This window comes from Cycloclasticus sp. (genome assembly GCA_040743155.1).
In the GTDB taxonomy this organism is placed as follows: Bacteria; Pseudomonadota; Gammaproteobacteria; order Methylococcales; family Cycloclasticaceae; genus Cycloclasticus.
This window is the reverse complement of the sequence record JBFLJU010000001.1, coordinates 62,774-87,049: the sequence shown is the minus strand read 5'-3', so window position 1 is coordinate 87,049 and position 24,276 is coordinate 62,774. Positions and strand designations below refer to the sequence as shown.

17 protein-coding genes are annotated in these 24,276 nt (G+C 45.0%); 7 read left to right on the top strand and 10 right to left on the bottom strand.

Going from position 1 to position 24,276, the window contains the following annotated elements; all coding sequences use genetic code 11:
- Positions 1-7 precede the first annotated feature (7 nt).
- The gene (locus tag AB1Y31_00395; protein MEW4981623.1) at positions 8-934 is read right to left on the bottom strand and encodes a VOC family protein; all 927 of its coding nucleotides are present in this window, start codon (positions 932-934) and stop codon (positions 8-10) included.
- 297 nt (positions 935-1,231) lie between these two features.
- Between AB1Y31_00395 and AB1Y31_00390 the strand changes: the two genes are divergently transcribed.
- Entirely contained in the window at positions 1,232-2,356 is a 1,125-nt protein-coding gene (locus AB1Y31_00390) for an alkane 1-monooxygenase (protein MEW4981622.1), read from the top strand.
- Between the two features lie 73 nt (positions 2,357-2,429).
- On the opposite strand, the gene AB1Y31_00385 is transcribed toward AB1Y31_00390, so the two are convergent.
- The 6 genes from AB1Y31_00385 to AB1Y31_00360 all read right to left on the bottom strand — a co-directional run bounded on the left by AB1Y31_00385 (position 2,430) and on the right by AB1Y31_00360 (position 9,661).
- The gene (locus AB1Y31_00385; protein ID MEW4981621.1) at positions 2,430-2,918 is read right to left on the bottom strand and encodes an aromatic-ring-hydroxylating dioxygenase subunit beta; all 489 of its coding nucleotides are present in this window, start codon (positions 2,916-2,918) and stop codon (positions 2,430-2,432) included.
- Entirely contained in the window at positions 2,915-4,105 is a 1,191-nt protein-coding gene (locus tag AB1Y31_00380; protein ID MEW4981620.1) for an aromatic ring-hydroxylating dioxygenase subunit alpha, read from the bottom strand. The genes AB1Y31_00385 and AB1Y31_00380 overlap by 4 nt, the downstream gene beginning before the upstream one ends.
- Positions 4,106-4,226: 121 nt before the next feature.
- Complete coding sequence (locus tag AB1Y31_00375; GenBank protein ID MEW4981619.1) at positions 4,227-5,330, bottom strand: NAD(P)-dependent alcohol dehydrogenase; 1,104 nt, start codon at positions 5,328-5,330, stop codon at positions 4,227-4,229.
- A 277-nt stretch (positions 5,331-5,607) separates the two neighbouring features.
- Complete coding sequence (locus AB1Y31_00370; protein MEW4981618.1) at positions 5,608-7,656, bottom strand: TonB-dependent receptor; 2,049 nt, start codon at positions 7,654-7,656, stop codon at positions 5,608-5,610.
- A 282-nt stretch (positions 7,657-7,938) separates the two neighbouring features.
- Positions 7,939-8,700, bottom strand: coding sequence for an OmpA family protein (locus AB1Y31_00365; GenBank protein MEW4981617.1), 762 nt, complete (start codon positions 8,698-8,700; stop codon positions 7,939-7,941).
- 202 nt (positions 8,701-8,902) lie between these two features.
- Positions 8,903-9,661 (bottom strand): OmpA family protein, encoded by a 759-nt coding sequence (locus AB1Y31_00360; protein ID MEW4981616.1) that lies wholly within the window; start codon positions 9,659-9,661, stop codon positions 8,903-8,905.
- A 326-nt stretch (positions 9,662-9,987) separates the two neighbouring features.
- Here AB1Y31_00360 and AB1Y31_00355 point away from each other — a divergent pair, with 326 nt between their 5' ends.
- Positions 9,988-11,070: an alpha-hydroxy acid oxidase gene (locus AB1Y31_00355; GenBank protein MEW4981615.1), complete on the top strand. Its 1,083-nt coding sequence runs from the start codon at positions 9,988-9,990 to the stop codon at positions 11,068-11,070.
- On the opposite strand, the gene AB1Y31_00350 is transcribed toward AB1Y31_00355, so the two are convergent.
- The 3 genes from AB1Y31_00350 to AB1Y31_00340 all read right to left on the bottom strand — a co-directional run bounded on the left by AB1Y31_00350 (position 11,071) and on the right by AB1Y31_00340 (position 16,487).
- The gene (locus AB1Y31_00350) at positions 11,071-12,690 is read right to left on the bottom strand and encodes an acyl-CoA synthetase (protein MEW4981614.1); all 1,620 of its coding nucleotides are present in this window, start codon (positions 12,688-12,690) and stop codon (positions 11,071-11,073) included.
- Between the two features lie 115 nt (positions 12,691-12,805).
- Positions 12,806-14,575 carry an acyl-CoA dehydrogenase C-terminal domain-containing protein gene (locus AB1Y31_00345; protein ID MEW4981613.1) on the bottom strand — a complete coding sequence of 590 codons (1,770 nt, stop codon included), beginning with the start codon at positions 14,573-14,575 and terminating at the stop codon, positions 12,806-12,808.
- A gap of 115 nt (positions 14,576-14,690) precedes the next feature.
- Positions 14,691-16,487 (bottom strand): methanol/ethanol family PQQ-dependent dehydrogenase, encoded by a 1,797-nt coding sequence (locus AB1Y31_00340; GenBank protein ID MEW4981612.1) that lies wholly within the window; start codon positions 16,485-16,487, stop codon positions 14,691-14,693.
- Positions 16,488-16,628: 141 nt separating this feature from the next.
- Between AB1Y31_00340 and AB1Y31_00335 the strand changes: the two genes are divergently transcribed.
- The 5 genes from AB1Y31_00335 to acnD all read left to right on the top strand — a co-directional run bounded on the left by AB1Y31_00335 (position 16,629) and on the right by acnD (position 24,262).
- Positions 16,629-17,570, top strand: coding sequence for an MBL fold metallo-hydrolase (locus AB1Y31_00335; protein ID MEW4981611.1), 942 nt, complete (start codon positions 16,629-16,631; stop codon positions 17,568-17,570).
- 73 nt (positions 17,571-17,643) lie between these two features.
- A complete protein-coding gene (locus tag AB1Y31_00330; protein MEW4981610.1) occupies positions 17,644-19,542 on the top strand; it encodes a propionyl-CoA synthetase in 1,899 nt (632 codons plus the stop codon).
- Between the two features lie 27 nt (positions 19,543-19,569).
- On the top strand, positions 19,570-20,457 hold the full coding sequence (prpB, locus tag AB1Y31_00325; GenBank protein MEW4981609.1) for a methylisocitrate lyase: 888 nt from the start codon (positions 19,570-19,572) through the stop codon (positions 20,455-20,457).
- A complete protein-coding gene (prpC, locus tag AB1Y31_00320; GenBank protein ID MEW4981608.1) occupies positions 20,457-21,584 on the top strand; it encodes a 2-methylcitrate synthase in 1,128 nt (375 codons plus the stop codon). Before prpB ends, prpC begins: the two co-directional genes overlap by 1 nt.
- 83 nt (positions 21,585-21,667) lie before the next feature.
- Positions 21,668-24,262, top strand: coding sequence for a Fe/S-dependent 2-methylisocitrate dehydratase AcnD (acnD, locus tag AB1Y31_00315; GenBank protein MEW4981607.1), 2,595 nt, complete (start codon positions 21,668-21,670; stop codon positions 24,260-24,262).
- Positions 24,263-24,276: the final 14 nt, after the last annotated feature.

Genomic DNA, 24,276 nt, shown 5'->3' with positions numbered 1-24,276 from the left:
GCAATAACTAAAGCAACTTACCTATTAATTGTGGTTTGGCGGGCAGTATGTCACCTCTTTTGGCCCAGTCTTCTTTGGGCAGCCCGCCCCAGTAATCCCCCGAATCTGGACGTGGCTCTAATGAGCGTGGCTTACGTGGATTATGCTCTGGAAATTCTTCCATACCAAAACTGTACTCAACTGTCATTCCATCGGGGTCAAGAAAGTAATAAAAAATACTACCCGATGGTGGATGACGTCCAGGACCAAACACAATAGGAATATCATTTTCCGGCAATCTATTCAATGCACGGCCAATATCATCCATGTCTGTCACCATAAAGTTCACGTGATGTAAACCAGGCCTGTCACCTCTTAATTTGGCGCTACTAACACCAAAGGTATGGTGATAAGGATTAGGGAAACAACGCATAAAATTAATAAACCCATCAATCGAATCGGAGGTATCAAAGTTCATCACGTCTCTGAAAAACTTAATCGTTGCATGCCAGTCAGAAAAGCTAACGACAACGTGGCCTAAACGCGCAATTTTGCTAACTGTGGCTTTAAACGGATCAGCTCGCTTATATTGCTGGCTATACAGCTCGAAGCAAATGCCGTCATTCGGCTCTATAAAACGTAAGGTGCGCGCTTGGAATATTGCCGCACTTTCTTCTTCCGGCAACTCATAAACGTCGAGCCCATGTTTTTTAAATGTTTCAGCAGCATTATCTAGCTCGGCGTCACTTTCTACTTCCCAAGAAATACGTTGCAAGCCAGCCACTGCGCTCTGATATAGCACAAGGTTATGGTGGTCGTCACTACACGTGAAATAAGCCACACCATCTTCTTGATGGTTAAGCTGTAAACCGATTAGGTCGCGGTAGTAGCTAATTGATTTTTCGAGGTCTGTAACCCCGAGAGCCACATAACCCAGTTTCTTATATCTGATCATTTAATTCCCCTTCAGTAGTAATGCCTAACGTCCTGTTTAGCATGACACCTATATAAAAAGAAACTGATTATACTGATGCCACTGCTCACACTAATTAAACAAATGTTAGTTATTTTGAATGCGGTGCGACAGCTTAATATCCAGACAAAATGACAACAGTCACTTTTCAACAGCCGACTAATAATGCTGATGTCATTGCTCACAATCATTAAAACAAATGTTAGTTATCTACTGTGCGCTGTGGTAGCTTAATTTTTGGTCAAAATAAGAAACATCACATTTCAACGGAGGAATAGCATGGATTATTTACGATATTACTTTGGCACGGCAATTGTTTGTATTGCCATATTAGGCTTTACACAAGGAGGGCATTGGGTTTGGACTGGCATTGGCTTGCTGATGCCCATCACACTACTGGATGTACTAGCAAAACCTGACCTTAACATGCGTAAAATAAACCATCCTTTTATCGTCAACATCCCTCTTTACCTCCACTTGTTTATTATGATTGCCTTGTATACTGCCTTCGTACATTGGATCAATACGACCGTTCAAGCATCGGGCTCTATTCCAGTGATAGATATGATTGGCGCTGTATTTTCATTGGGACTTCTAGGCGCGATGCCAAATGTGCCCGTCACCCACGAGCTAATGCACCGCAGAGATTTTGGCCGCTACCTCGCCACATTGCTTGGCACTTTTTTCTTAGACCCAACGCGGGATGTCGCTCATATCCATAACCACCACATAAATCTTGCCACACCGGAGGACTCTGATACCGCTAGACGGGGTGAGATAATTTACAGTTACATGTTTAGAGCCTCATTTGGCAGCTATAAAGACTTCATCCACGCAGAACGTGAGATGTGCAAAAAGACCAATAAAAGCATCTGGTCACCCACCGGTCGATTAGTCCGCGCGATCGTTCAAGTCTCGGTACTCATAGGCGTCGTGACTTGGTTTGGTGGCATTTATGCAATGGGCATGACCATTATCGCTTTAATGTTGGCAAAATTATTCGCCGAAGGCTTTAACTATTTCCAACATAACGGTCTAGTCCGCGTTATTGGTAAGCCCTACGAGTCACGTCATATTTGGAATCATTTATCCTATATTATTCGCCCGCTCGCTTATGAAATTTCAAACCATAATGATCACCACCTAGACTCATACATCCCCTTTTATGAATTAAAGCCAAATCCAGATGGCCCACAAGGCCCCAGTATGTTTCTATCCTTTAATGCGGCGTTAATCCCACCCATTTGGTTTAAGTTTTACGCACAGCCAAAACTAAAAGAATGGGATTTGACCCGCGCCACACCTGAAGAAAGGGTTCTCGCACGAGAAGCAAATAAGGCCGCTGGCTGGCCGGACTGGCTCGGGGAAGACATCGAAGAGCCCATCGACATTGCAAGCACCTAAGGTGTTTTAAAGTCCTCGAGAGACCAAATTGGGCCGGTGGAAACACCGGCCCAATGACGTTGGTTAACTTAATTTAAACAGGGTAGATAACGTAACGCGGCAACACATTGGTATCAACAACCGCTAGTTTCTTCAGATACTTAGCTTCTTCATTTTCTATCACGATGGTGTCCTTATAGCTTCCCACACAAAGCGTTGCCGTTTGATGCGTATCTTTGGGAGTGTAATAAACAGACAAGTTATGGCTCGCCTGAAAGCTACCATCGGCTTGCTCTGCAACAGAGATCAGCTGGGTGAAATGGCGCATCTGATAATGTTCAGATGAGTCGTATTGAATCTCCATCACTTGCTTTACCCGGTCTTTCAACCGTGCATAACAATCATCCAACATAAACGCAACTGGCAGACCTCTACGCACGTTCTCTTCAGAGTTCAAAATATACTGCCCTTGCTCGCTAAAGCAGCGCAACCAGTTATCCATATTAAAGTCATTTAGCGCACTGATATAGTCACTATTTAAATCTTCAATGAGTTTTTTATTAGCTAACGAAACTTTTTTCATGCTGGACTCCTTTCAAAACCCATTAGTGCTCTATAACGCTCCCAACGAGCCAAATTCCCTGTTTCATCCGTCTGCCCAACAGCTAATGGGATAGCGTATTCATCTTTAACGCCTTTTTGAAAAATAGCGTTACCATGAGTTTTATTGCCCTTATCGATACGTGAAAAAACCGAGGCATCTTCCATGCTGATTAAACCACAAGGGCCTAATAAATTACTCGACTGCCGGACGCGATGCCTGACCATTTCATCATCATCGTCTTGATGTGAGAAATACGCATAATGAACCTCAACCCCTTTAGTGCCTTTAGGGAAAGAATAACGAATATTTAACATATCCATGTGCTTGGTATAGACCGTTATCGGGAATGACATCAACACAATAGAACCATTGCTGGTTTCCGTCCCTTTAAAATCAAGAATTGAGCCATCTTCCAGAGCATCTACTTTATCAGGAATCGTTAGCTCAGAATCGAAGCACAAGTGCCCGTTTTCCGTCACAATTTGTGTTCCCTTACCTCCTTGCCAATTTAACATCGCAAACGCTTTATGTAATAAGGCTCCATGGTAGCCATCATTATCGCAATAAGCCTTCCAGTTACAGTCGTATGTAACCTTTTGATAGCCAATCAAATTCAAGCGGCCGTCACCACCTAAGAGTCGCTGCAAAGGCTCATAAAAACTTTTACCAAAATATTCCTTCAAGGCTGGCGTCTTATCGCTCATCGTGACGAAGTACAAACCATAAAACTCTTCTACACGTAATGTCATTAGGCCATAATCTTTTACATCAAAATCTGGCGAAAACTCGCGACTATTAGGGCAACCGACCAACTCACCCTCCAAACTAAACAACCAACGGTGATAGGGACACTCAAACTCTTTTTTATTGCCAGAGCTTTCCGTTACTAACGACGTACCCCGATGAGTGCAGGTGTTTTGAAAAACCCTTATCTCCCCATCATTGCCGTGCACCGCAAAAATGTTAATTTCACCTATTTGCGCCGCTTTGTAATCCCCTGGTTCAGGAATTTCTGCACGATGAACGATGGGATGCCATTCTTCTGCATAAAAAATAGCTTCTAACTCTTTTTCCCACAAGCCTTCTTTCTCGAATACTTCTTTCGGCACATGGTTTGTTTTTGCTGGCCACTTTATCGTGGCATCAGCTCCTTCGTTAACTGACATACTTGCTCTCCATTTCTTATGTTAAAAACGCAACTTGCTTTAAAACTCAGCCAAAAGTAATAGGCATAAAAAAACCGGAGCCAAATACCTGCTCCGGTTTTAATCGTCAACTTAATACTGACTACTTAATTCGTAAAATCGCTTTAAGCGTCGTTCCTTTTTCTGAGTCAGCCGCCGCTTCATTGATTTGGTCAAGATCATAGAACTTAACTAATTTATCAAACGGGAATTTACCTTGCTGGTAAAGACTAATCAATCTCGGAATAAAGATGTCAGAGTTTGATTCACCTTCAACGATACCACGTAATTTTCTGTTAAATAACATGAAGTTAATATCCAGAGGAACCGTTGTTCCCATCGCTGGCGCACCCACGATACCAATTTCACCGCCCACGCAAGATGACATGATTGCTTGACTCAAAACAGGTGCAACACCACTTGTTTCAAGCACATAAGCAATACCGCCACCGCCAGTTAGTTTTTGGATTTCTTCAACTGGGTCAACTTCTGCTGCATTAATGGTATGTGTCGCCCCTAGTTCTTTAGCCAACTCCAAACGGTTTTCTTTAACATCAATTGAAATAATCGTTGTGCAATTTGCCACAACTGCGCCCATCACTGCTGACAGACCAACCGCGCCCGCACCAAAAACAGCAATAGCACTACCCGCTGGTGGGTTTAACGCATTTAATACTGAACCCGCCCCTGTTTGAACACCACAACCTAATGGGCCAAGCAGCTCAAGAGGAGCATCTTTAGGTACTTTAACGGTGTTACGCTCGTAGGCAAGCGCATGGCTAGCAAATGAGGACTGGCCAAAGAAGCTACAACCTACTTCATCGCCAGCATGGTCGTGAATCGTACAGCTACCATCCACCGCACGTCCCATGAAATTAGGGCCAAAAGAGTTTGCACAACTAGTCGGGTCACCCGTTAAACACGCATCGCATGTACCACAGGTATAAAAAGTTAAAACCACGTGATCACCTGGCTCAACCTTAGTTACATTTTTACCAATTTTTTCTACTACACCAGAGCCTTCATGACCAAACACCATAGGCAGAGGCACTGGATAAAGCTGATCACGACAGGTTAAGTCGGTATGACACAAGCCCACACCCACAATTTTAATTAAAATTTGATCATCAGATGGCTCTGCTAACTCTAGAGTTTCAATTTTGAAATCTCCTTTACCCTCGCGAACCACCGCAGCTTCAATCTTCATATACTCTCTCCTTAATTGCTTTTAAATTATAAAAAACGAACATCCAATAAAGTCTGTATTTACCCTCTATAGAAACATCATCTTTTTCCATCGTCAAACAAAAGTTAGGTTAATGAAGATAAATATCACGCAAGCTATGACTTTACTGCTTCAACCCTAAGTTTGAAGCAGTTGACCGTATCATTTAAGCTTATTCTTACAGCAATATTTACGCACAAAAAAGCCCAAGTTTTCACTTGGGCTCTCCACATCCATCAATGAAGTTGGAACCCGCTATTTACCACTCATAGCTGGCTGTTATGTATACATTTCTGCCTTGCCCTGGCACTTTATCGCCAGTAGATACATCAGAACCCATCGCCCTATTGATGGCAGCGGTATGGTCCGCATAATCTTTACCTAGAACATTTTCCACACCCAAACCAATATTCAAGCCCGCTATCGGTTGAGTTTCTCCACGGAGGTGAAGCAAACCATAGCCCGCTGATTTCATCTCACCGTTATAATCAGCCACATCATTTTGCGCAGAATACATTTCAACTTCTGTTGCAACAGACCAGCTGTCTTGTGCATACGTTAGCTGCGTACGTGCGTTAAGCGGTGCTATACGGTAAAGATTATCGCCGCCGTTATCTCGCTGACGACCTCGCACATAACTCACTGTACCGTCTAAACGCCAGTCACCGCTCATTTCGTATCCCCACTCAACATCCATACCATAAAGCTCAGCGTCTACATTAGTGAACTGAAGGACTATTGAATCACCCGACATCATCCCTTTCACCATATTAGCTGTCGTTCCAAAAATTTCTTTGCCTTGGATATAGTCATTTACGCGGTGATAAAATGCCCGCGGCGCAACATAAAAACCATTGGCGGCATACTCCAAGCCCGCTTCAAATTGATACGCTGTCTCTGGGTCTAAGTTCACGTCACCAATATAGGTTCTGTTATCAGCCAATCCTCCCGTTGCTTCTTGAGCACTCCACAAATAGCGCTCTTGATATGATGGCGAACGTGTTTTTCGTGCAAACCCAATTTCTGCTGTTAATTCGCTTGATAGCGTCTTCCTTAAGATGGCATCAAAGTCCCAGTTGTGGTCTGTTTGGGACAAGTCACTGGCATTAAAACTTGAAACCAAACCGCTCAACATTCCCATATCAGAACTAACCTCATCTGAATCCATCTCCACCTGCGTATATCGTAGACCCATCTCCAGTTCTAGTCCTTGTTGAACAACACCCTTCCATTCACCAAAAACACTGTACCGATTACGCTCAGCACCCTTGAATATCGTCGTATCCATATCCATCATGCCGAACATTGTCACCGTTGCATCATGTGTCGACAGATCCCCTTCAAGACCTAAACTTAATTCACCACCAGATAATGGCACCTGATAAACAGCCGATAAGCCACCGCCATCAACTGTAGTTAAATTCTGCATAACCATGCCAGCTGTACGCAATGTGAAGTTATTCATCAAATGGCGCATATCTTGATAATAGTAAGACACTTCCAGTGAGCGCGAATCTCCAAGCTGAATATTGTAATCAGCTGAGAATATGCCGCCTCTCACCCAAATAATATCCATCGGTAACGAGGGCGAACCTGTATGACCTGTATCGTTATTACTGTAGTTAAACCCTAATTCATGTGCACCAAGTTTTGCACCATACCCAACGGTGTAGGCATCACGATCATACTGGCTTGGGTCAACTGATTTGCTGCCATCAAACTCATAGTCATCGCCTTGCTCTTGGCTCATACTCGCGTGAAATCGATGACTGTCATTCGCATAGCTAGCCAGCACACTACTGGTTAAACCATTATCCGCTTCGCTATAGCCTAAAGAAGCTAAGCCATGAAGTTCAAATTCACTACTGTCCGTGAATTTACTTTTACGAGATTCTGCGATCATTGTGCCGCCAATGGTTTCAATGCCGCTACTAATAGGCGCAATCCCTCTATACACAGTTAAGTTATCAGTTAACGCAGCTGGAATATGGCTTAACGGGGGATCCATGCTGTTCGGGCCAACTTCCTTCCAAGACATCCCGTCGACCACAGAGTTTACTCGACTACCAAATTGGCCACGATAAGAGGCTATACCTGTCAACGGGCCATTACGGTTAACGTTGGCACCTGGGATACGTTTTAATAAAGAGGCCGTATCTTTTAACGCTAAAGAGTCTGGAGCAATACCAAACGTACCTGGCCGCATTAGGCTACCTTCAACAATAATGGTTTGATTAGTGTAATCTGCGGCATTAACTGACAGCGACATCATCGCGGCGGACAATAAACTTAACTTAAGATGCTTCATAAAATCCTTTTTTATTTTTTATAACTAAGCAATCCTACCGACTTATGTACTAATTAGAATGTGACAAATTGTCGCACCCTACAGTAAATAAAGCTAACCGCTAGCCTTGGGGAACTGCGCTACTAATGGTTCAGCAAGTTATCGCCGACATAATGGCGGCCAATTCATCGGCTCATGAGCTTCCAAAAAAAAGAGCAGCCTATTAGGCTACTCTTTTTCAAACATTAAGTACCAGATCAATGCTTAGCTGACCGGCACCTACTTTCTATATTGTGCTACGCGTTATTCGTTAACACTCATCTCAACACGACGGTTCTTAGCACGGCCTTCTGATGTGTCATTATCCGCTATTGCTTTACTTTCGCCATAACCAGCCGTTGACAGTTTATCAGCGTCACAGCCATGCGTAATCATAAAGGAGCGAACCGCTGCTGCACGCCTTTCAGATAAATCTTGGTTATAGGCATCTGATCCTTGCGAATCGGTATGCCCATCAATAACTAAACTCACGTCTGCATGATGCATGTGATGGGCTCTAGCAATTGGAAGCAAAATAGCCTTCGCAGAATCCGTAAGCTCCGCTGACGCCGTATGGAAATTAACACCGTCTAACACAAGCGCTTCGGCACAGCCTAATGCATTAACTTTTGCACCCGGCACCGAGTTAGGACACTGATCTTTATAATCAGCAACGCCATCACCATCTGAATCTGACGTACAACCTTTCATGTCAACCGTTGCCCCTACAGGTGTATTTGGACATTCATCACGGCTATCTACGACCCCGTCACTATCCGTATCTGGCTCAGCTCCAGGTGCCACTGCTTCAGCCGCATCCCCACAAATCAAACCACCGATAGTACCACCAACAACTGCTCCAACTGCCACTTCTGTTGCACCCTCAACAAATGCACCCGCGGCACCGCCTAGTAAGGCACCGCCAATCGCACAATTTTGCCAACTTTCTGTTTCAACAGTTGCACAGCCTGTTACTAACATTGCTGCTGCCAACATTGCAGTCAGTTTTTTGTAAATTCTCATCATTCTCTCCGTTTAAGTTCTAAATTTTTATCCCTACTCGACGATTCTAACCTAAACAAGATAAAGATCAATAACTTCAAGCTGTTCTACCCATCACCGAACCACCTGCTGACCTCTCTTAGCACTTCCCCTATCTATTCAACAGTACTCACAAAAAAACGGGGCAAGCCCCGTTTTTTTAACCGCGTACTTTTAAGTGTTTTTCTTATTTCACGCTTAACTCAACACGACGATTTTTAGCACGACCTTCTTTAGTCGCATTATCTGCAACTGCTTGGCTTTCACCATAACCAACCGCAGTCAATCTCGCCGCATCACAGCCATGCTCAACCATAAAAGCCACAACCGCTTGTGCACGTTTTTGAGATAACAATTGGTTATACGCCGCTGAGCCTTGCGAATCCGTATGCCCACTAATCAGCAAATCCACATCATTATGGTGCGTGTGGTGAGCCATTGCTATTGGAGTCAATATAGCTTTTGCCGCCTCAGTTAATTCAGCAGAGTCCGTGTGAAAGTTAACACCGTCTAACACGAGGGGTTTGACACAACCTAAATCGTTCACTACAGCACCCGCTACAGAATGTGGGCACTGGTCTTTATAATCTGCAACACCATCGTTATCACCATCTAAAGCACAACCTTTGCTATCCACTGCAACGCCCTCAGCCGTTGTTGGACATTCATCAGCGCTATCTGCCACACCATCGCCGTCGCCATCTGTTGGTGCGACCACCTCATCTTCAGCCATCAGGGCACAAACCGTACCACCAATGATTGCGCCGCCAATAGCACTAACAATCAGGTCAGACCTATCATGATCATCGCCAAAACCACCCGCCGCACCACCTATTGCAGCACCGGCCACTGCACAGCTCTGCCAGCTATCTGTTTTAACAGAAGCACAACCTGTTACCAATATTGTTGCCACTAAAACCGCCGCTAAATTCTTAATTCTTCTCATTACTTACTCCATCTTTTAAAGGTATTAAATCTCAACTTTGCCATTGTAACGCAGCCACCTACCTGAAAAATATTGGTGAATCATAAATATGAGTTATGTCAGCTTTCGCTTGATGTCACCACAGCGCTTACACTTGTACAGCGTTACTAATTTTCCTTGCTTAACGTCAAATTTTTGCTGTTTATCGGCCTTCCAAAGATGATGACCATTTCGACACAAAGTATCTCCTCTATGCCTTTCCGACAGCTTTTTCCTCTTAAAGGGTATTATTTCAGCCATATTTTCTTTACATTAATTAAAACCACCTACACTCACCGAGAACTCGTATGACCATAGCTAAACAACCATTAAATGTATTTGATTACGAGAAAGCAAGCCAATTACTCCTAGAGCCCCAAGCTAATGACTACTATCAAAGTGGCTCGATGGGTGAGCATACGCTGGCCGACAACATTGACGCATACCAACGTATTAAATTTTTACCGCGTGTATTAAAGGATGTTAGCCAGTTAAACAGCTCCATAGAACTTGCTGGGAACTCCCTACCATCACCCTTAATTATTTCACCGACAGCTTTTTTAGGCATGGCACACCCTGACGGCGAGTTAGCTGTTGCTAGAGCCGCAAATAACTCAAGCACAATTATGATTTGCAGCACCATGTCGAATCACCCTATTGAGGATATAACCGCTGCGACAAACTCACCCGTTTGGTTTCAACTGTATGTGTATAAGGATAAACAAGCCACATTAGCACTCATTGAACGCGCAAAAAATGCTGGTTGCCAAGCGCTCGTTATTACTGTCGACGCCCCCTTTTTAGGTCGCCGTGAACGAGATGTTAGAAACCAATTTCAATTGCCGTCACACCTCAAAATGAGCAACCTACACGCATTAGAGCATTCGCAATTACCAAACAAACACGGGCACTCTGGCCTTGCCCATTATTTTGAAAACCTAATCGACAAGAGCTTAACTTGGAGAGACATCGGCTGGATTAAAGAACACGCAAACATGCCCGTTTATTTGAAAGGTATTTTGCACCCACAAGATGCCAAACTAGCCGTTGAACATGGCATTGATGGCATCATCGTATCAAACCATGGCGGCCGCCAACTGGATGGCAGCATTGCGAGTATTAATGCGCTGCCTGCGATTTCAACAGCCGTCAACCAACAAATACCCATCATTTTAGATGGCGGCATCCGCAGAGGCAGCGATATTTTAAAAGCACTCGCTCTTGGTGCCCAATGTACTGGAATCGGTCGTCCGGTTATTTGGGGCTTAAGTCATTCAGGCCAACAAGGTGTCGAAGACGTCCTCAACATTCTACAATCCGAACTCGAACTCGCAATGGCCCTCGCTGGCTGCTCATCTGTATCAAACATTAGCAACGATATTATCGCTTAGCTAAATCTCGTTTGCCCGGTCCCTTAATATAAACTTCTGAATTTTCCCCGTTGATGTTTTCGGCAACGCTCCGAACACGATAAGTTTGGGTGCTTTATAATGGGCTAAATTTTCACGACAGAAGGCCACTATGTCCTTTTCTGTTACCACCTCACCCTCTTTTAAGGTAACGAATGCACACGGCTTCTCACCCCAAACATCATCACGCTTTGCGACAACGGCTGCCTCTAAAATAGAAGGGTGACGATATAAAACAGATTCCACCTCTAACGTTGAGATGTTCTCGCCACCTGAAATAATGATATCTTTTGATCGATCCTTAATATCGATATAGCCATCTTCATGCCAAACCGCCAAATCGCCTGAATGAAACCAGCCTCCTTTAAAAGCCTCCTCTGAAGCAGCCGGGTTTTTTAAGTAGCCCTTCATAACATTATTACCACGCATAAAGATCTCGCCCATGCTCACACCATCTTTCGGCATAGGCTCAAGTGTTTCAGGATCAGCGACCATCAAGTCTTCTAACATCGCACTACGCACACCCTGCCGCGCTCTAAGAACAGACTGCTCGTCAGCCGACAGCTCATCCCACTCATCGTGCCAAGCACACACCGTGCAAGGGCCATAAGTTTCTGTTAACCCATAAACATGCGTCACACTAAAACCCATCTCTTCCATGCGTTGAATAACAGCTGCCGGTGGCGCTGCTCCAGCGGTCATTACTTTTACATTGTGTTCAATACCCTGCTTGTGCTTCTCAGGGGTATTAATTAACATCGTTAAAACGGTTGGTGCACCACAAAAATGATCTACCTTTTCAGATTTAATGAGTTTGAAAATTGTCTTGGGCAGCACGCTACGTAGGCATACATTGGTACCCGCCGATGCCGCAACACTCCATGGAAAGCACCAGCCATTGCAATGAAACATTGGTAATGTCCAAAGGTAAGTAGGGTGATTCCCCATATCCCACGTAATAACATTACTGATAGCATTTAGGTAGGCACCGCGATGGTGATACACCACGCCTTTTGGATTGCCAGTGGTTCCGGAGGTGTAATTCAGTGTAATAGATTGCCACTCATCGTCCGGTAGAGCCCATTCAAAATCCTCGTTACCTTCTTTAATGAGCAATTCGTACTCAAGCTCACCAACGGGGTTATTTGCATTAAATGTTAGGTCTTCAACATCAACAACTAATGGCAGTGTTTCCGCCTTTTTCACAGCCGCGTCCATCACCTGAGAAAACTCACTATCGATAAAGATAGCTTTACTTTCAGCATGGTCTAGCTGAAAAGCGACCGACTCGACATCTAAACGCGTGTTAATGGAGTGCAGCACCGCACCGATCATAGGCACGGCAAAATGTAGCTCAAACATAGCCGGGATGTTCGGTAGCATTGCTGAAACGGTATCGCCCTTTTTTATCCCTCTGGCAGATAAGGCGGAAGCCAGTTTGACGCAACGAAGGTAGGTTTCTGCCCACGTAATACGTTGATCACCATGGACACATGCAATTTTATTTGGGTAAACGTCGGCGGCTCTTTTTAAAAAAGTAAGCGGGGAAAGTGATACATAGTTAGCCGGATTTTTATCCAGCGACATATCAAAAAAATTCATTTGGCAATAACCTAATTATTATTCTTTCTAAATATTAACACGCGACTCGTCCTTAAAAAACAAAAACCCCGCTCAACAGCGGGGTTTTTATGACGGTCAAACTGTTGCGATAAGACTAGATGATAAGATCTTCATCCGGATCCATAACACAGTCACCACCGGCCATTACAACTGGCACCAAACCGTGCACACGCGGCAATAGCTTAGTTGCAAAGAACTTGGCCGTTGCTAACTTTCCTTGATAAAAAACACCTTCTTTTGCACTCGCCACCTTAGCGGCGCGTAACCAATAATAACCCAACGTTACCAAACCAAAAATCTGTAAGTAATCAACCGCAGCGGCCGCTGAATCGTTCGGATTATTTTCTTTTGACTGGACTAACCAACTCGTCGCCTCTTCTAAGGCGGCAAGAGCTGACGTTAATGGCTTCGCAATAAAGTCCATGCCTTGTTCCGCTGACGCCAACTCACTTTTCACATCTGCAAAAAAGTCGTTTGGTAGCTGTCCGTTATTCATTGAGAGTTTACGGCCAATCAAATCCATTGCTTGAATACCGTTCGTGCCTTCATAGATACAGAAGATTTTGCTATCGCGCATATTCTGCTCCATACCATGCTCACTGATATACCCATGACCACCATACACTTGCACGCCTAGACCAGACACTTCCACACCCGTATCCGTAATAAATGCTTTACAGACCGGCGTCATAAGATCGACCCGTGCTTTAGACGCGCTACGAAGCGCATCATCAGGGTGGTTCTCAGATAAATCAACGTGCTTTGCCGTGTCATACGCCATCATCCGACAGCCTTCCGTCAATGCTTTCATGGTTAACAACATTCGGCGCACATCTGGGTGGACAATAATAGTGTCACTATCAAAAGAAGATTCCGCTTTCCGGGTTAAAGGACGCCCTTGCTTGCGGTCTTTTGCATACGTGATAGCATTTTGTGTTGCACGTTCTGCCACACCCAAGCCCTGCAAGCCGACCATTAAGCGAGCTGCATTCATCATCACAAACATGTTTTGAATACCCTTGTTTAACTCACCCACCAAATAGCCTTTTGCGTCGGTAAAGTTTAAAACGCACGTACATGAACCATGAATACCCATTTTTTCTTCGATGTTTGCGCATTCCACTTCATTACGCGCACCCAACGAACCATCTTCATTAATCAAAAACTTGGGTACAACAAACATACTAATACCGCGAATACCTTCTGGCGCTCCCGGTGTTCTAGCTAATACCAAATGAATAATATTATCTGTTAGATCGTGTTCCCCTGCGGTAATAAAAATCTTATTACCCTCGACTAAATAACTACCGTCGTCTTGTGGTACGGCTTTTGTTCTTACTTGCCCAAGATCACTACCTGCTCCTGGCTCTGTTAAGCACATCGTGCCACTCCAATCGCCAAGGCTTAAGTGACTCATATACGTTTCTTTTTGCTCTTGAGTACCGTGCGCTTTCAACGCTTCATAAGCACCATTACTCAAGCCTGGGTATAACGAAAAAGCTGCATTTGCACCCGACAACATGTCAGTAACCGCCGTGGCCAGAACATATGGCAAGCCTTGGCCATCAAACTCAACGTCTTTATCTAAGCCAATCCAACCGCTTTCTGCGTATGCTGCATACGCTTCTTTAAAACCGGCAGGTGTTGTCACCTCACCTGCTTTCAAAGATGCGCCTTCAGAATCGCCAGACTCATTTAACACACCAATGGTGTTATCAATTTGCTTTGCTGCCTCATCAAGTACGCCGGTGATGATGTCGTCAGTTGCGTCTTCAAATTTCTCAATATCAGTTAAGGATCCGACGTTGATAATTTCATTAAGAACAAACGCCATATCTCGTACTGGGGATTTATAAACTGCCATGCTTACTCCAATTTCTGTATTTTAATGCCGTGGCCAACAGATCAAATCAATGCGGCCACCTTTTAAAGGCAAAAAAAGGCCAGAAAGTCTGGCCTTTTCTCTAAATGTAGTTCGTTTAACTTTTATGAAGCTTAAACACCCACAATGAACCGCCTTGGTTAAGAGTTTTGATGCGCTTTGCGACATCGCCGCCCCATAAAGGAACAGCACCACCCCAGCCAGAGGGAACAGCGATATATTGCTCACCGTCCATTTCCCAAGTCACAGGAATACCAACGATACCCGAACCAGTTTGGAATCTCCAAAGCAACTCACCCGTTTTAGCATCTAACGCATTCAAGTAACCTTCTGGTGTTCCAAAGAAAACCAAATCACCACCTGTTGTTAATACGCCACCCCATAAAGGTGCATAGTTTTTATATTCCCAAATCCATTTTCCGGTTTTAGGGTCAATCGCTCGCAGTGCGCCGATATAATCTTCATAAAGAGGTTTGATCGTAAAACCAGCTCCCATGTACGCCGCACCTTTTTTATAAGTGACCGGCTCATTCCAAAGGTCCATTCCCCACTCATTCGAAGGAACATAGAACAGATCCGTTTTAGGACTATATGCCATTGGCATCCAGTTTTTACCACCGAGGAAAGATGGAACAGCAAAGACAGCTGAACCTTTTTTACCTTCCGCTTTTGCAGGGTCACCTGGTCGCGCATTAGGTGTTTCAATTGGACGGCCCGTTTTAAGATCCACACCCGTGGTCCAATCTTGACGTGTAATAAATGGGTTGGCTGAAATTAATTTACCGTTAGTACGGTTAATCACGTAGAAAAAACCATTCCGGTCGGCTTTCGCACCCGCTTTAATAATTTCACCGTCTTTTTTAAGGTCGAAAGAAACGAATTCATTCACGCCATCAAAATCCCAAGCTTCATTGGGTGTTGACTGATAGTGCCAAACCATCTTCCCAGTTTCAGGATCAATCGCCACGGTTGAAGATGAATACAAGTTATCGCCTGGACGTAAATGAGCATTCCATGGTGCGGGGTTACCCGTTCCAAAGAACAACAAACCTACTTCGGCGTCATACGTTCCACCTAACCAAGTGGCAGAACCACCTGTTTTCCACATATCACCAGGCCAAGAGGCTCCACGTGTACCAGTAATACCATTCTCGACTTTCTCACCGTCTTTGTATTTACCGCTTTTTTGTTTCACACCAGGGCCATACTTGTAACCCATATGCCCTTCGATAACCGGACGAGACCAAACCATCGCACCCGTTAGTGCATCACGCGCTTCTACACGACCAACAACACCAAATTCACCACCAGAAACACCCGTGATGACTTTCCCATTGGCAATAATCGGCGCCGCTGTTAACGAATAGCCCGCTTTGTAATCATCGACTTTCTTCTTCCAAACCACTTTGCCCGTTTCTTGGTTTAACGCAACAATTTTTGCGTCCAGGGTACCGAAGATAACCAAATCGCCGTATAGAGCTGCACCTCGGTTAATCACGTCACAACAAGGAAGGATGCCATCTGGAAGACGATGATTGTATTCCCAAAGTTCTTGCCCAGTCCTTGCGTCAACAGCAAACAAACGAGAATATGATGCGGTTACAAAAATTCGACCGTTATAAATAACAGGCTGTGCTTCTTGCCCCCTTTGCTTTTCACCACCGAAAGAAAAAGACCATGCAGGTACCAAGTCTTTAACCGTCTCCACATTTACTTTCGCCAACGGACTATAACGCTGTGCTTTTGTACCAATGCCATAAGACACAACATTTTCTGTGTTTGCGGCATCATTTAAAATATCTTCATCGGTCACGCCTGCATTTGCCACACTGACCGTTAGTACGGTGCTGGCAAAACAGACCATAAAGGCTGACTTTAATCTGCTTAGTTCCATTTACAACTCCTCATTATATTTAATTCTTTTATGTAAAACCCCTGGCCATACGTCTCAACTTAATCTTTGCAAGCAATTTTAATTTAAAACACCGGTTTTTGAGTTTAACATAAAGGTTCTGTCAAACAATACCCCAAAAACATGAGCAAACTTATTTACAAAGACCTAGGCCATGGTGTTAGCTGCATCGATTCTCAGTATATCCGACCTGGCTTAGCTAGCTGTTATCTGATCGAGCAAAATGGCCACGCCGCCTTTATCGACGTCGGCACAAATTTCACCGTGCCGCTGCTATTGGAAATTCTCGATATCAAAAACATACCCACCGAAAACGTTGATTTCGTTATCCCCACCCACGTACATTTAGACCACGCCGGCGGCGCAGGCAAGCTCATGCAACTGTGCCGTAATGCCCAGCTGATTATTCACCCACGCGGCGCGCGTCATATGATCGACCCCAGCAGACTTCAAGCCGGCGCATCGGCAGTATATGGCGATGCCGAGTTCAAAAAACAATACGGCGACCTCATCCCCATTGATGAAAAACGCGTGACTGAGGCAGCTGATGGATTTAGGTTAAACTTTCAAGGAAGAGAACTCTCCTTCATCGACACACCGGGGCACGCCAAACATCACTTTTGCATCATCGATACGACGAGCAAAGGCATGTTTACTGGGGATACATTTGGCGTTGCCTACCCAGAACTCACCGTCGATGGCCAACCCTTCATTTTTCCGCCATCATCACCGGTTGATTTCAACCCGACTGACTGGCTAATTTCTATTGATAAGCTAATGGCCACTCAGTGCGAACGCGCCTACCTCACCCATTTTTGTATGGTAGAGAACTTAAAGCCGCTAGCGACTGCACTACGACATCGTATAAACGTATTTGCCAAGCTCGCAACAGAGTCCCCCACTAGCGATGCGCTATCAAATCAAATAGAACGCTATTTCATCGAGGAAGTTTTGGCTACTGGCTGCTCACTTGAGGCAGAAAAAATATTGGAAATTCTAACGCTAGACATGCTCCTGATCGTCCAAGGCCTGAGGGTGTGGGTTGAAAAAAACACCCAAAAATAGTAGTATTACTCGCTTTTAACGAGCGATTCAACATACAAAATAATAAATTGTCGCTAACCTTGAGGAGAAATAAATGGGTCAATATTTAGAGCAGTACGAGCAGTCACTGAATCAACCAGATGTTTTTTGGGCAAAGGCCGCTGAAGCGATTGATTGGGATCAGCCTTGGGATAAGGTGTTAGATGATTCAGAGGCCCCCATATACCGTTGGTTCTCTGGTGCCAAACTGAATACCTGCTATAACGCTCTAGATCGCCACGTAAAAAATGGCCGAGCAGAACAAGCCGCCTTAATCTACGACAGCCCTGTCACCGAAACAAAAAAAACCTATAGCTACCAAGAGCTCCTAGACGAAGTTTCAAAACTCGCCGGCGTTTTAGTCGACCTTGGTGTCACCAAGGGTGATCGCGTATTAATTTACATGCCAATGATTCCTCAAGGCGTCATGGCTATGTTGGCTTGCGCACGAATCGGCGCGGTTCATTCCGTCGTATTTGGAGGTTTTGCTGCGACTGAATTAGCGACGCGCATTAACGATGCGAAACCTAAAGTTATTCTTTCAACGTCCTGTGGCATCGAAGGTAGTCGTGTTATTGAGTACAAGCCATTACTTGATGGCGCGATCGAACTGTCGACCCACAAACCGACAAACACAGTTATTCTGCAACGCCCTCAAGCAACGGCGAGCATGCAAGAAGGCCGCGACGTCGACTGGACTAACGCGGTTGCTGATGCAACGCCGGCTGATTGTATTTCTGTGGAAGCAACTGACCCGCTTTATATTCTTTATACCTCTGGCACAACTGGTCAACCAAAAGGTGTGGTTCGTGACAACGGTGGCCACGCAGTTGCCATGATGTGGACGATGAAAAATCTCTACAATATCAAACCTGGCGAGGTATTTTGGGCCGCATCAGATATCGGCTGGGTGGTTGGTCATTCATATATTTGTTATGGGCCTTTACTAAACGGCTCCACAACTGTTATTTTCGAAGGCAAACCCATCGGCACACCCGACCCAGGTGCATTCTGGCGCATTATCTCTGAATATAAAGTAGCCTCATTGTTTACCGCCCCAACCGCGCTTAGAGCCATTAGAAAAGAAGACCCTAACTGCGACTACATTAAGAAGTACGACATGTCATGCATGCGCGCCCTATTCCTCGCAGGTGAACGCTGCGATCCCGACACATTGTTTTGGGCGCAAGACAAGATTCAAGTACCCGTGGTTGATCATTGGTGGCAAACAGAAACCGGCTGGGCAATTGCATCTAACTGTTTAGGCCTTGAAGAATTTGCAGTTAAACCCGGCTCACCCACCAAAGCAGTACCAGGCTACGATATTCAGTTCCTCGACGAAGCAGGACAACAAGTTGCTGCAGGCGAAATGGGCGCTATTGCTATTAAACTACCGCTTCCTCCGGGCACTTTCCCAACCTTATGGCAAAATGACGAACGTTTCTTTAGCTCATATTTAGAAACATTCAAGGGCTATTACGAAACCGGAGACGCTGGCTACCAAGACGAAGACGGTTACGTCTACATTATGGGCCGTACCGATGATGTGATTAACGTTGCAGGCCATAGACTTTCAACCGGCGCAATGGAAGAAGTGATTGCCGCACATCCCGATGTGGCCGAGTGTGCCGTTATCGGCGTAGCAGATAAACTCAAAGGTCAATCACCCATGGGCTTTGCTGTTTTACAGTCTGGCGCTAACCGCGATGACGACGACGTGGTGACAGAACTTGTCGCGTTGATTCGCGAAAAAATCGGCCCCGTTGCCGCCTTTAAGATGGCAACCGTTGTCAAGCGCCTTCCTAAAACACGCTCTGGCAAGATATTGCGTGGCACGATGCGCAGCATGGCCGACGGCGTGGAACATAAAGTACCGGCCACTATTGACGACCCAACGACTTTAGGCGAAATCGCCGAAAACCTTAAAACGCTTGGTTATCCAAAAAGCGTTTAATTAATCTAATTTAGGAGCACATATTAGATGAGTACTATTAAATCAGCAGGCCTACGCTTCCGTGAAGCGATGGCCGAAGAAAAACCGCTACAAATCATGGGCACTATCAATGCTTACGCAGCTTTACTCGCTGAAAAAACGGGCTACAAAGCTATTTATCTATCTGGCGGCGGCGTTGCTAATACCTCTTTCGGCTTACCTGACTTAGGCGTAACAACGTTAAATGATGTACTAACAGATGCTAGCCGCATTACTGCTGCAACTGACGTGCCTCTTTTAGTGGATATCGACACAGGCTGGGGCAGCGCTTTCAGCATCGCCCGCACCATTAAAGAATTTGAACGTGCTGGCGTTGCTGCGGTTCATATTGAAGATCAAGTGGCTGCGAAGCGTTGCGGACACCGTCCAAACAAAGAGCTAGTGACTAAAGAAGAAATGGTTGATCGCGTTAAAGCAGCAGCCGATGCTAAAACTGATTCTGACTTCGTTCTAATGGCACGTACTGATGCTTACAACAGCGAAGGCCAACAAGCTGCTATCGACCGCGCTTGTGCATACGTTGAAGCGGGCGCAGATATGATTTTTGCTGAAGCCGTTTACGAGTTAGACGACTATCGCGCATTTACAGCCGCTGTAGACGTACCTGTTCTTGCTAACATTACAGAATTTGGTCAAACGCCTTATTTCACAACAACAGAATTGGGTGATGCCGGCGCAAGCATGGTGCTTTACCCATTATCTGCATTCCGTGCAATGAGCAACGCTGCGTTAAACGTATACGAAACTATTCGTAAAGAAGGCACGCAAGTTAATGTTGTAGACACCATGCAAACACGTATGGAACTTTACGACGTATTGGGCTACCACGAATACGAGCAAAAATTAGACGCGCTATTTTCTAAGGAGAAAAAATAATGGCTGAAAAGAAAGTTGGCGGAGCAGGTCTTCGCGGTCAATCAGCAGGCGAAACGGCTTTATGTACGGTAGGCAAATCGGGCACTGGTTTAACATACCGTGGCTACGACATGACAGACCTTGCAGAAAACTCTTCATTTGAAGAAGTGGCGTACCTATTAGCGTACGACAAACTTCCAAATCAAGGAGAGCTAGACACATACGTTGCTAAATTAAAGACTCTACGTGGCTTACCAGCAGCATTAAAAACTGTCCTAGAAAACATTCCTGCTGAAGCGCACCCAATGGACGTTATTCGTACCGGTTGCTCAATGCTAGGTAACTTAGAAGAAGAGCAAGACTTCTCTGAGCAAACAGACAAAATCGATCGCATGATTGCTGTTTTCCCGTCAATCATTTGCTACTGGTACAAATTCACTCATGAAGGCGTACGCATTGAAACTGAAACAGATGACGAATCAGTTGGTGGTCATTTCTTGCATATGTTGCGCGGCGAAAAACCAAATGAATTGCACAAAACAGTGATGAGTGCTTCGCTTATTTTATACGCAGAGCATGAGTTTAACGCATCAACCTTTACTGCTCGTGTATGTGCTTCAACCTTATCTGACATTCATTCATGTGTTACTGCTGCCATCGGCACATTACGCGGCCCATTACACGGCGGCGCAAACGAAGCAGCGATGGATATGATCCAAGATTGGACATCTGCTGAAGAAGCTGAAGAAAAAATGATGAGCATGCTAGCGCGTAAAGAAAAAATCATGGGCTTTGGTCATGCTGTTTACACAACCTCAGACCCACGTAATGCTGTAATCAAAAAATGGTCAGAAAAGCTGGGCAAAGATGTTGGCGATACAACGCTTTATCCCGTCTCTGTCCGCTGTGAAGAAGTGATGTGGCGTGAAAAGAAATTATTTTGTAATGCCGATTTCTTCCATGCTTCAGCCTATAACTTCATGGGCATTCCAACAAAGTTATTTACGCCGATCTTCGTCATGTCACGAGTAACCGGCTGGACTGCTCACGTGATGGAACAACGCTCGAACAACCGTATTATTCGACCTAACGCTGATTACACTGGACCAGATCCACGTCCTGTAACCGCTATTGCCGATCGCGACTAAAAACGATTAGCAAAAAAACACAGCCAGTCTTGAACTTTAAGACTGGCTTTTTTATCTAAACATTAAAAAATGTGAGTTAACAAATGAATACTGAATACCGCAAAAAACTTCCCAGTTCCGATTTGGACTTTTATGACACTCGAGCAGCTGTTGAAGCCATTCAGCCTGGCGCTTATGCCAAACTGCCGTACACATCGCGCGTTCACGCCGAAAACCTCGTGCGTCGCTGCGACCCAGCTTCATTGACCGACTCACTAAAACAAATTATTGGCAACAAGCAAGACCTGGATTTCCCTTGGTACCCAGCACGTGTTGTTTGTCACGATATTCTTGGCCAAACAGCGCTCGTTGATCTTGCTGGTTTACGTGATGCGATTGCTGCAAAAGGCGGCGACCCATCGTCAGTAAATCCCGTTGTACCAACCCAACTTATTGTTGATCACTCTCTAGCAGTAGAGCATGCTGGTTTTGAAAAAGACGCGTTTGAAAAGAACCGCGCCATTGAAGACCGCAGAAACGACGATCGCTTCCACTTCATTAACTGGTGTAAAAAAGCCTTTAAAAACGTTGACGTTATCCAACCGGGTAATGGCATCATGCACCAAATTAACCTTGAAAAAATGTCACCGGTTATTCACGCACGTGACGGCGTTGCATTCCCAGATACCTTAGTGGGTACCGACAGCCACACACCACACGTTGATGCTTTAGGCGTTATCGCAATTGGTGTTGGTGGTTTAGAAGCCGAAACAGTCATGCTAGGTCGCCCATCTTACATGCGCTTACCAAACATCATCGGTGTTGAGCTAACAGGCGAACGCCAACCAGGCATTACAGCAACCGATATCGTTTTAGCCATTACAGAATTTTTACGTAATTCTAAAGTTGTTTCTTCATACCTAGAATTCTTCGGTGAAGGCGCAGCTAAGCTAACCATTGGTGATCGTGCAACCATCTCAAACATGACACCAGAATTTGGTGCATCAGCGGGTTTGTTCTACATCGATGAGCAAACAATCGACTACTTAAAACTAACTGGCCGCGATGCAGAGCAAGTTAAATTAGTAGAAACATACGCAAAAGAAACGGGCCTATGGGCAGATAGCCTAACTAAAGTTGAATACCAACGCACACTAACATTTGATCTATCATCTGTTGTTCGTAACATTGCTGGCCCATCAAACCCACACCGTCGTGTACCAACATCTGAATTAGCCGAACGTGGTATTTCAGGCGTTGTTGAAAACGAAGAAGGCTTAATGCCAGACGGTGCAGTTATTATTGCTGCTATCACAAGCTGTACAAACACCAGTAACCCACGCAACGTTATTGCAGCAGCTTTAGTTGCACGCAACGCAAACAAATTAGGTTTAAAACGTAAGCCTTGGGTTAAATCTTCATTCGCACCGGGTTCTAAAGTAGCTCAGCTTTATCTTGAAGATTCTAAGCTACTGCCTGAACTTGAAGAAATGGGCTTCGGTATTGTTGGCTTCGCTTGTACAACCTGTAACGGTATGAGTGGCGCATTAGACCCCGTTATTCAACAAGAAGTGATTGACCGTGACCTTTACACAACCGCTGTTTTATCAGGCAACCGTAACTTCGATGGCCGTATTCACCCGTATGCAAAACAAGCATTCTTAGCATCACCTCCGCTTGTTGTTGCTTATGCTATTGCTGGTACTATTCGTTTTGATATTGAAAAAGATATCTTAGGTAACGACCAAAACGGTAACCCAATAACACTAAAAGACATCTGGCCTTCAGACGAAGAAATTGACGAAATTGTAGCGAAAAGCGTTAAGCCTGAGCAGTTCCGTCAAATTTACATTCCAATGTTCCCAGAATCTACAGCGCAAACAGAACAAGTTGACCCGCTTTACGACTGGCGCCCACAAACAACCTACATTCGCCGCCCTCCTTATTGGGAAGGTGCTTTAGCGGGTGAGCGCACAATGAAAGGCATGCGTCCATTAGCTGTACTTGGCGACAACATCACAACCGATCATTTATCGCCATCTAACGCGATTATGCTCAACAGTGCTGCCGGTGCTTACCTTGATAAAATGGGTCTGCCAGAAGTTGATTTCAACTCATACGCAACACACCGTGGCGATCACTTAACAGCACAGCGCGCAACGTTCGCTAACCCTAAACTATTAAACGAAATGGTGATGGAAAATGGCGAAATCAAGCAAGGTTCACTTGCTCGTATTGAACCAGAAGGCGAAGTGTCTCGTATGTGGGAAGCGATTGAAACCTACATGGAGCGTAAGCAGCCGTTAATCATTGTTGCTGGTGCGGATTATGGCCAAGGTTCATCACGAGATTGGGCAGCAAAAGGTGTCCGTCTAGCGGGCGTAGAAGCGATTGTAGCGGAAGGCTTTGAGCGTATTCACCGTACCAACCTCGTTGGCATGGGCGTTATGCCAGTAGAATTTAAAGCTGGTGAGAACCGTAAAACATACTCCATTGATGGCACAGAAACCTTCGATGTGGTTGGTAAAATCACACCGCGCGCAACGTTAACGTTGATTATCCATCGTAAAAATGGTGAAACAGTCGAAGTACCCGTCACTTGCCGTTTAGATACTGCAGATGAAGTATTAGTGTATGAAGCTGGCGGTGTATTACAACGCTTCGCTCAAGACTTCCTTGAATCTTCTCCAGCGGCTTAATAGGACGATCTATC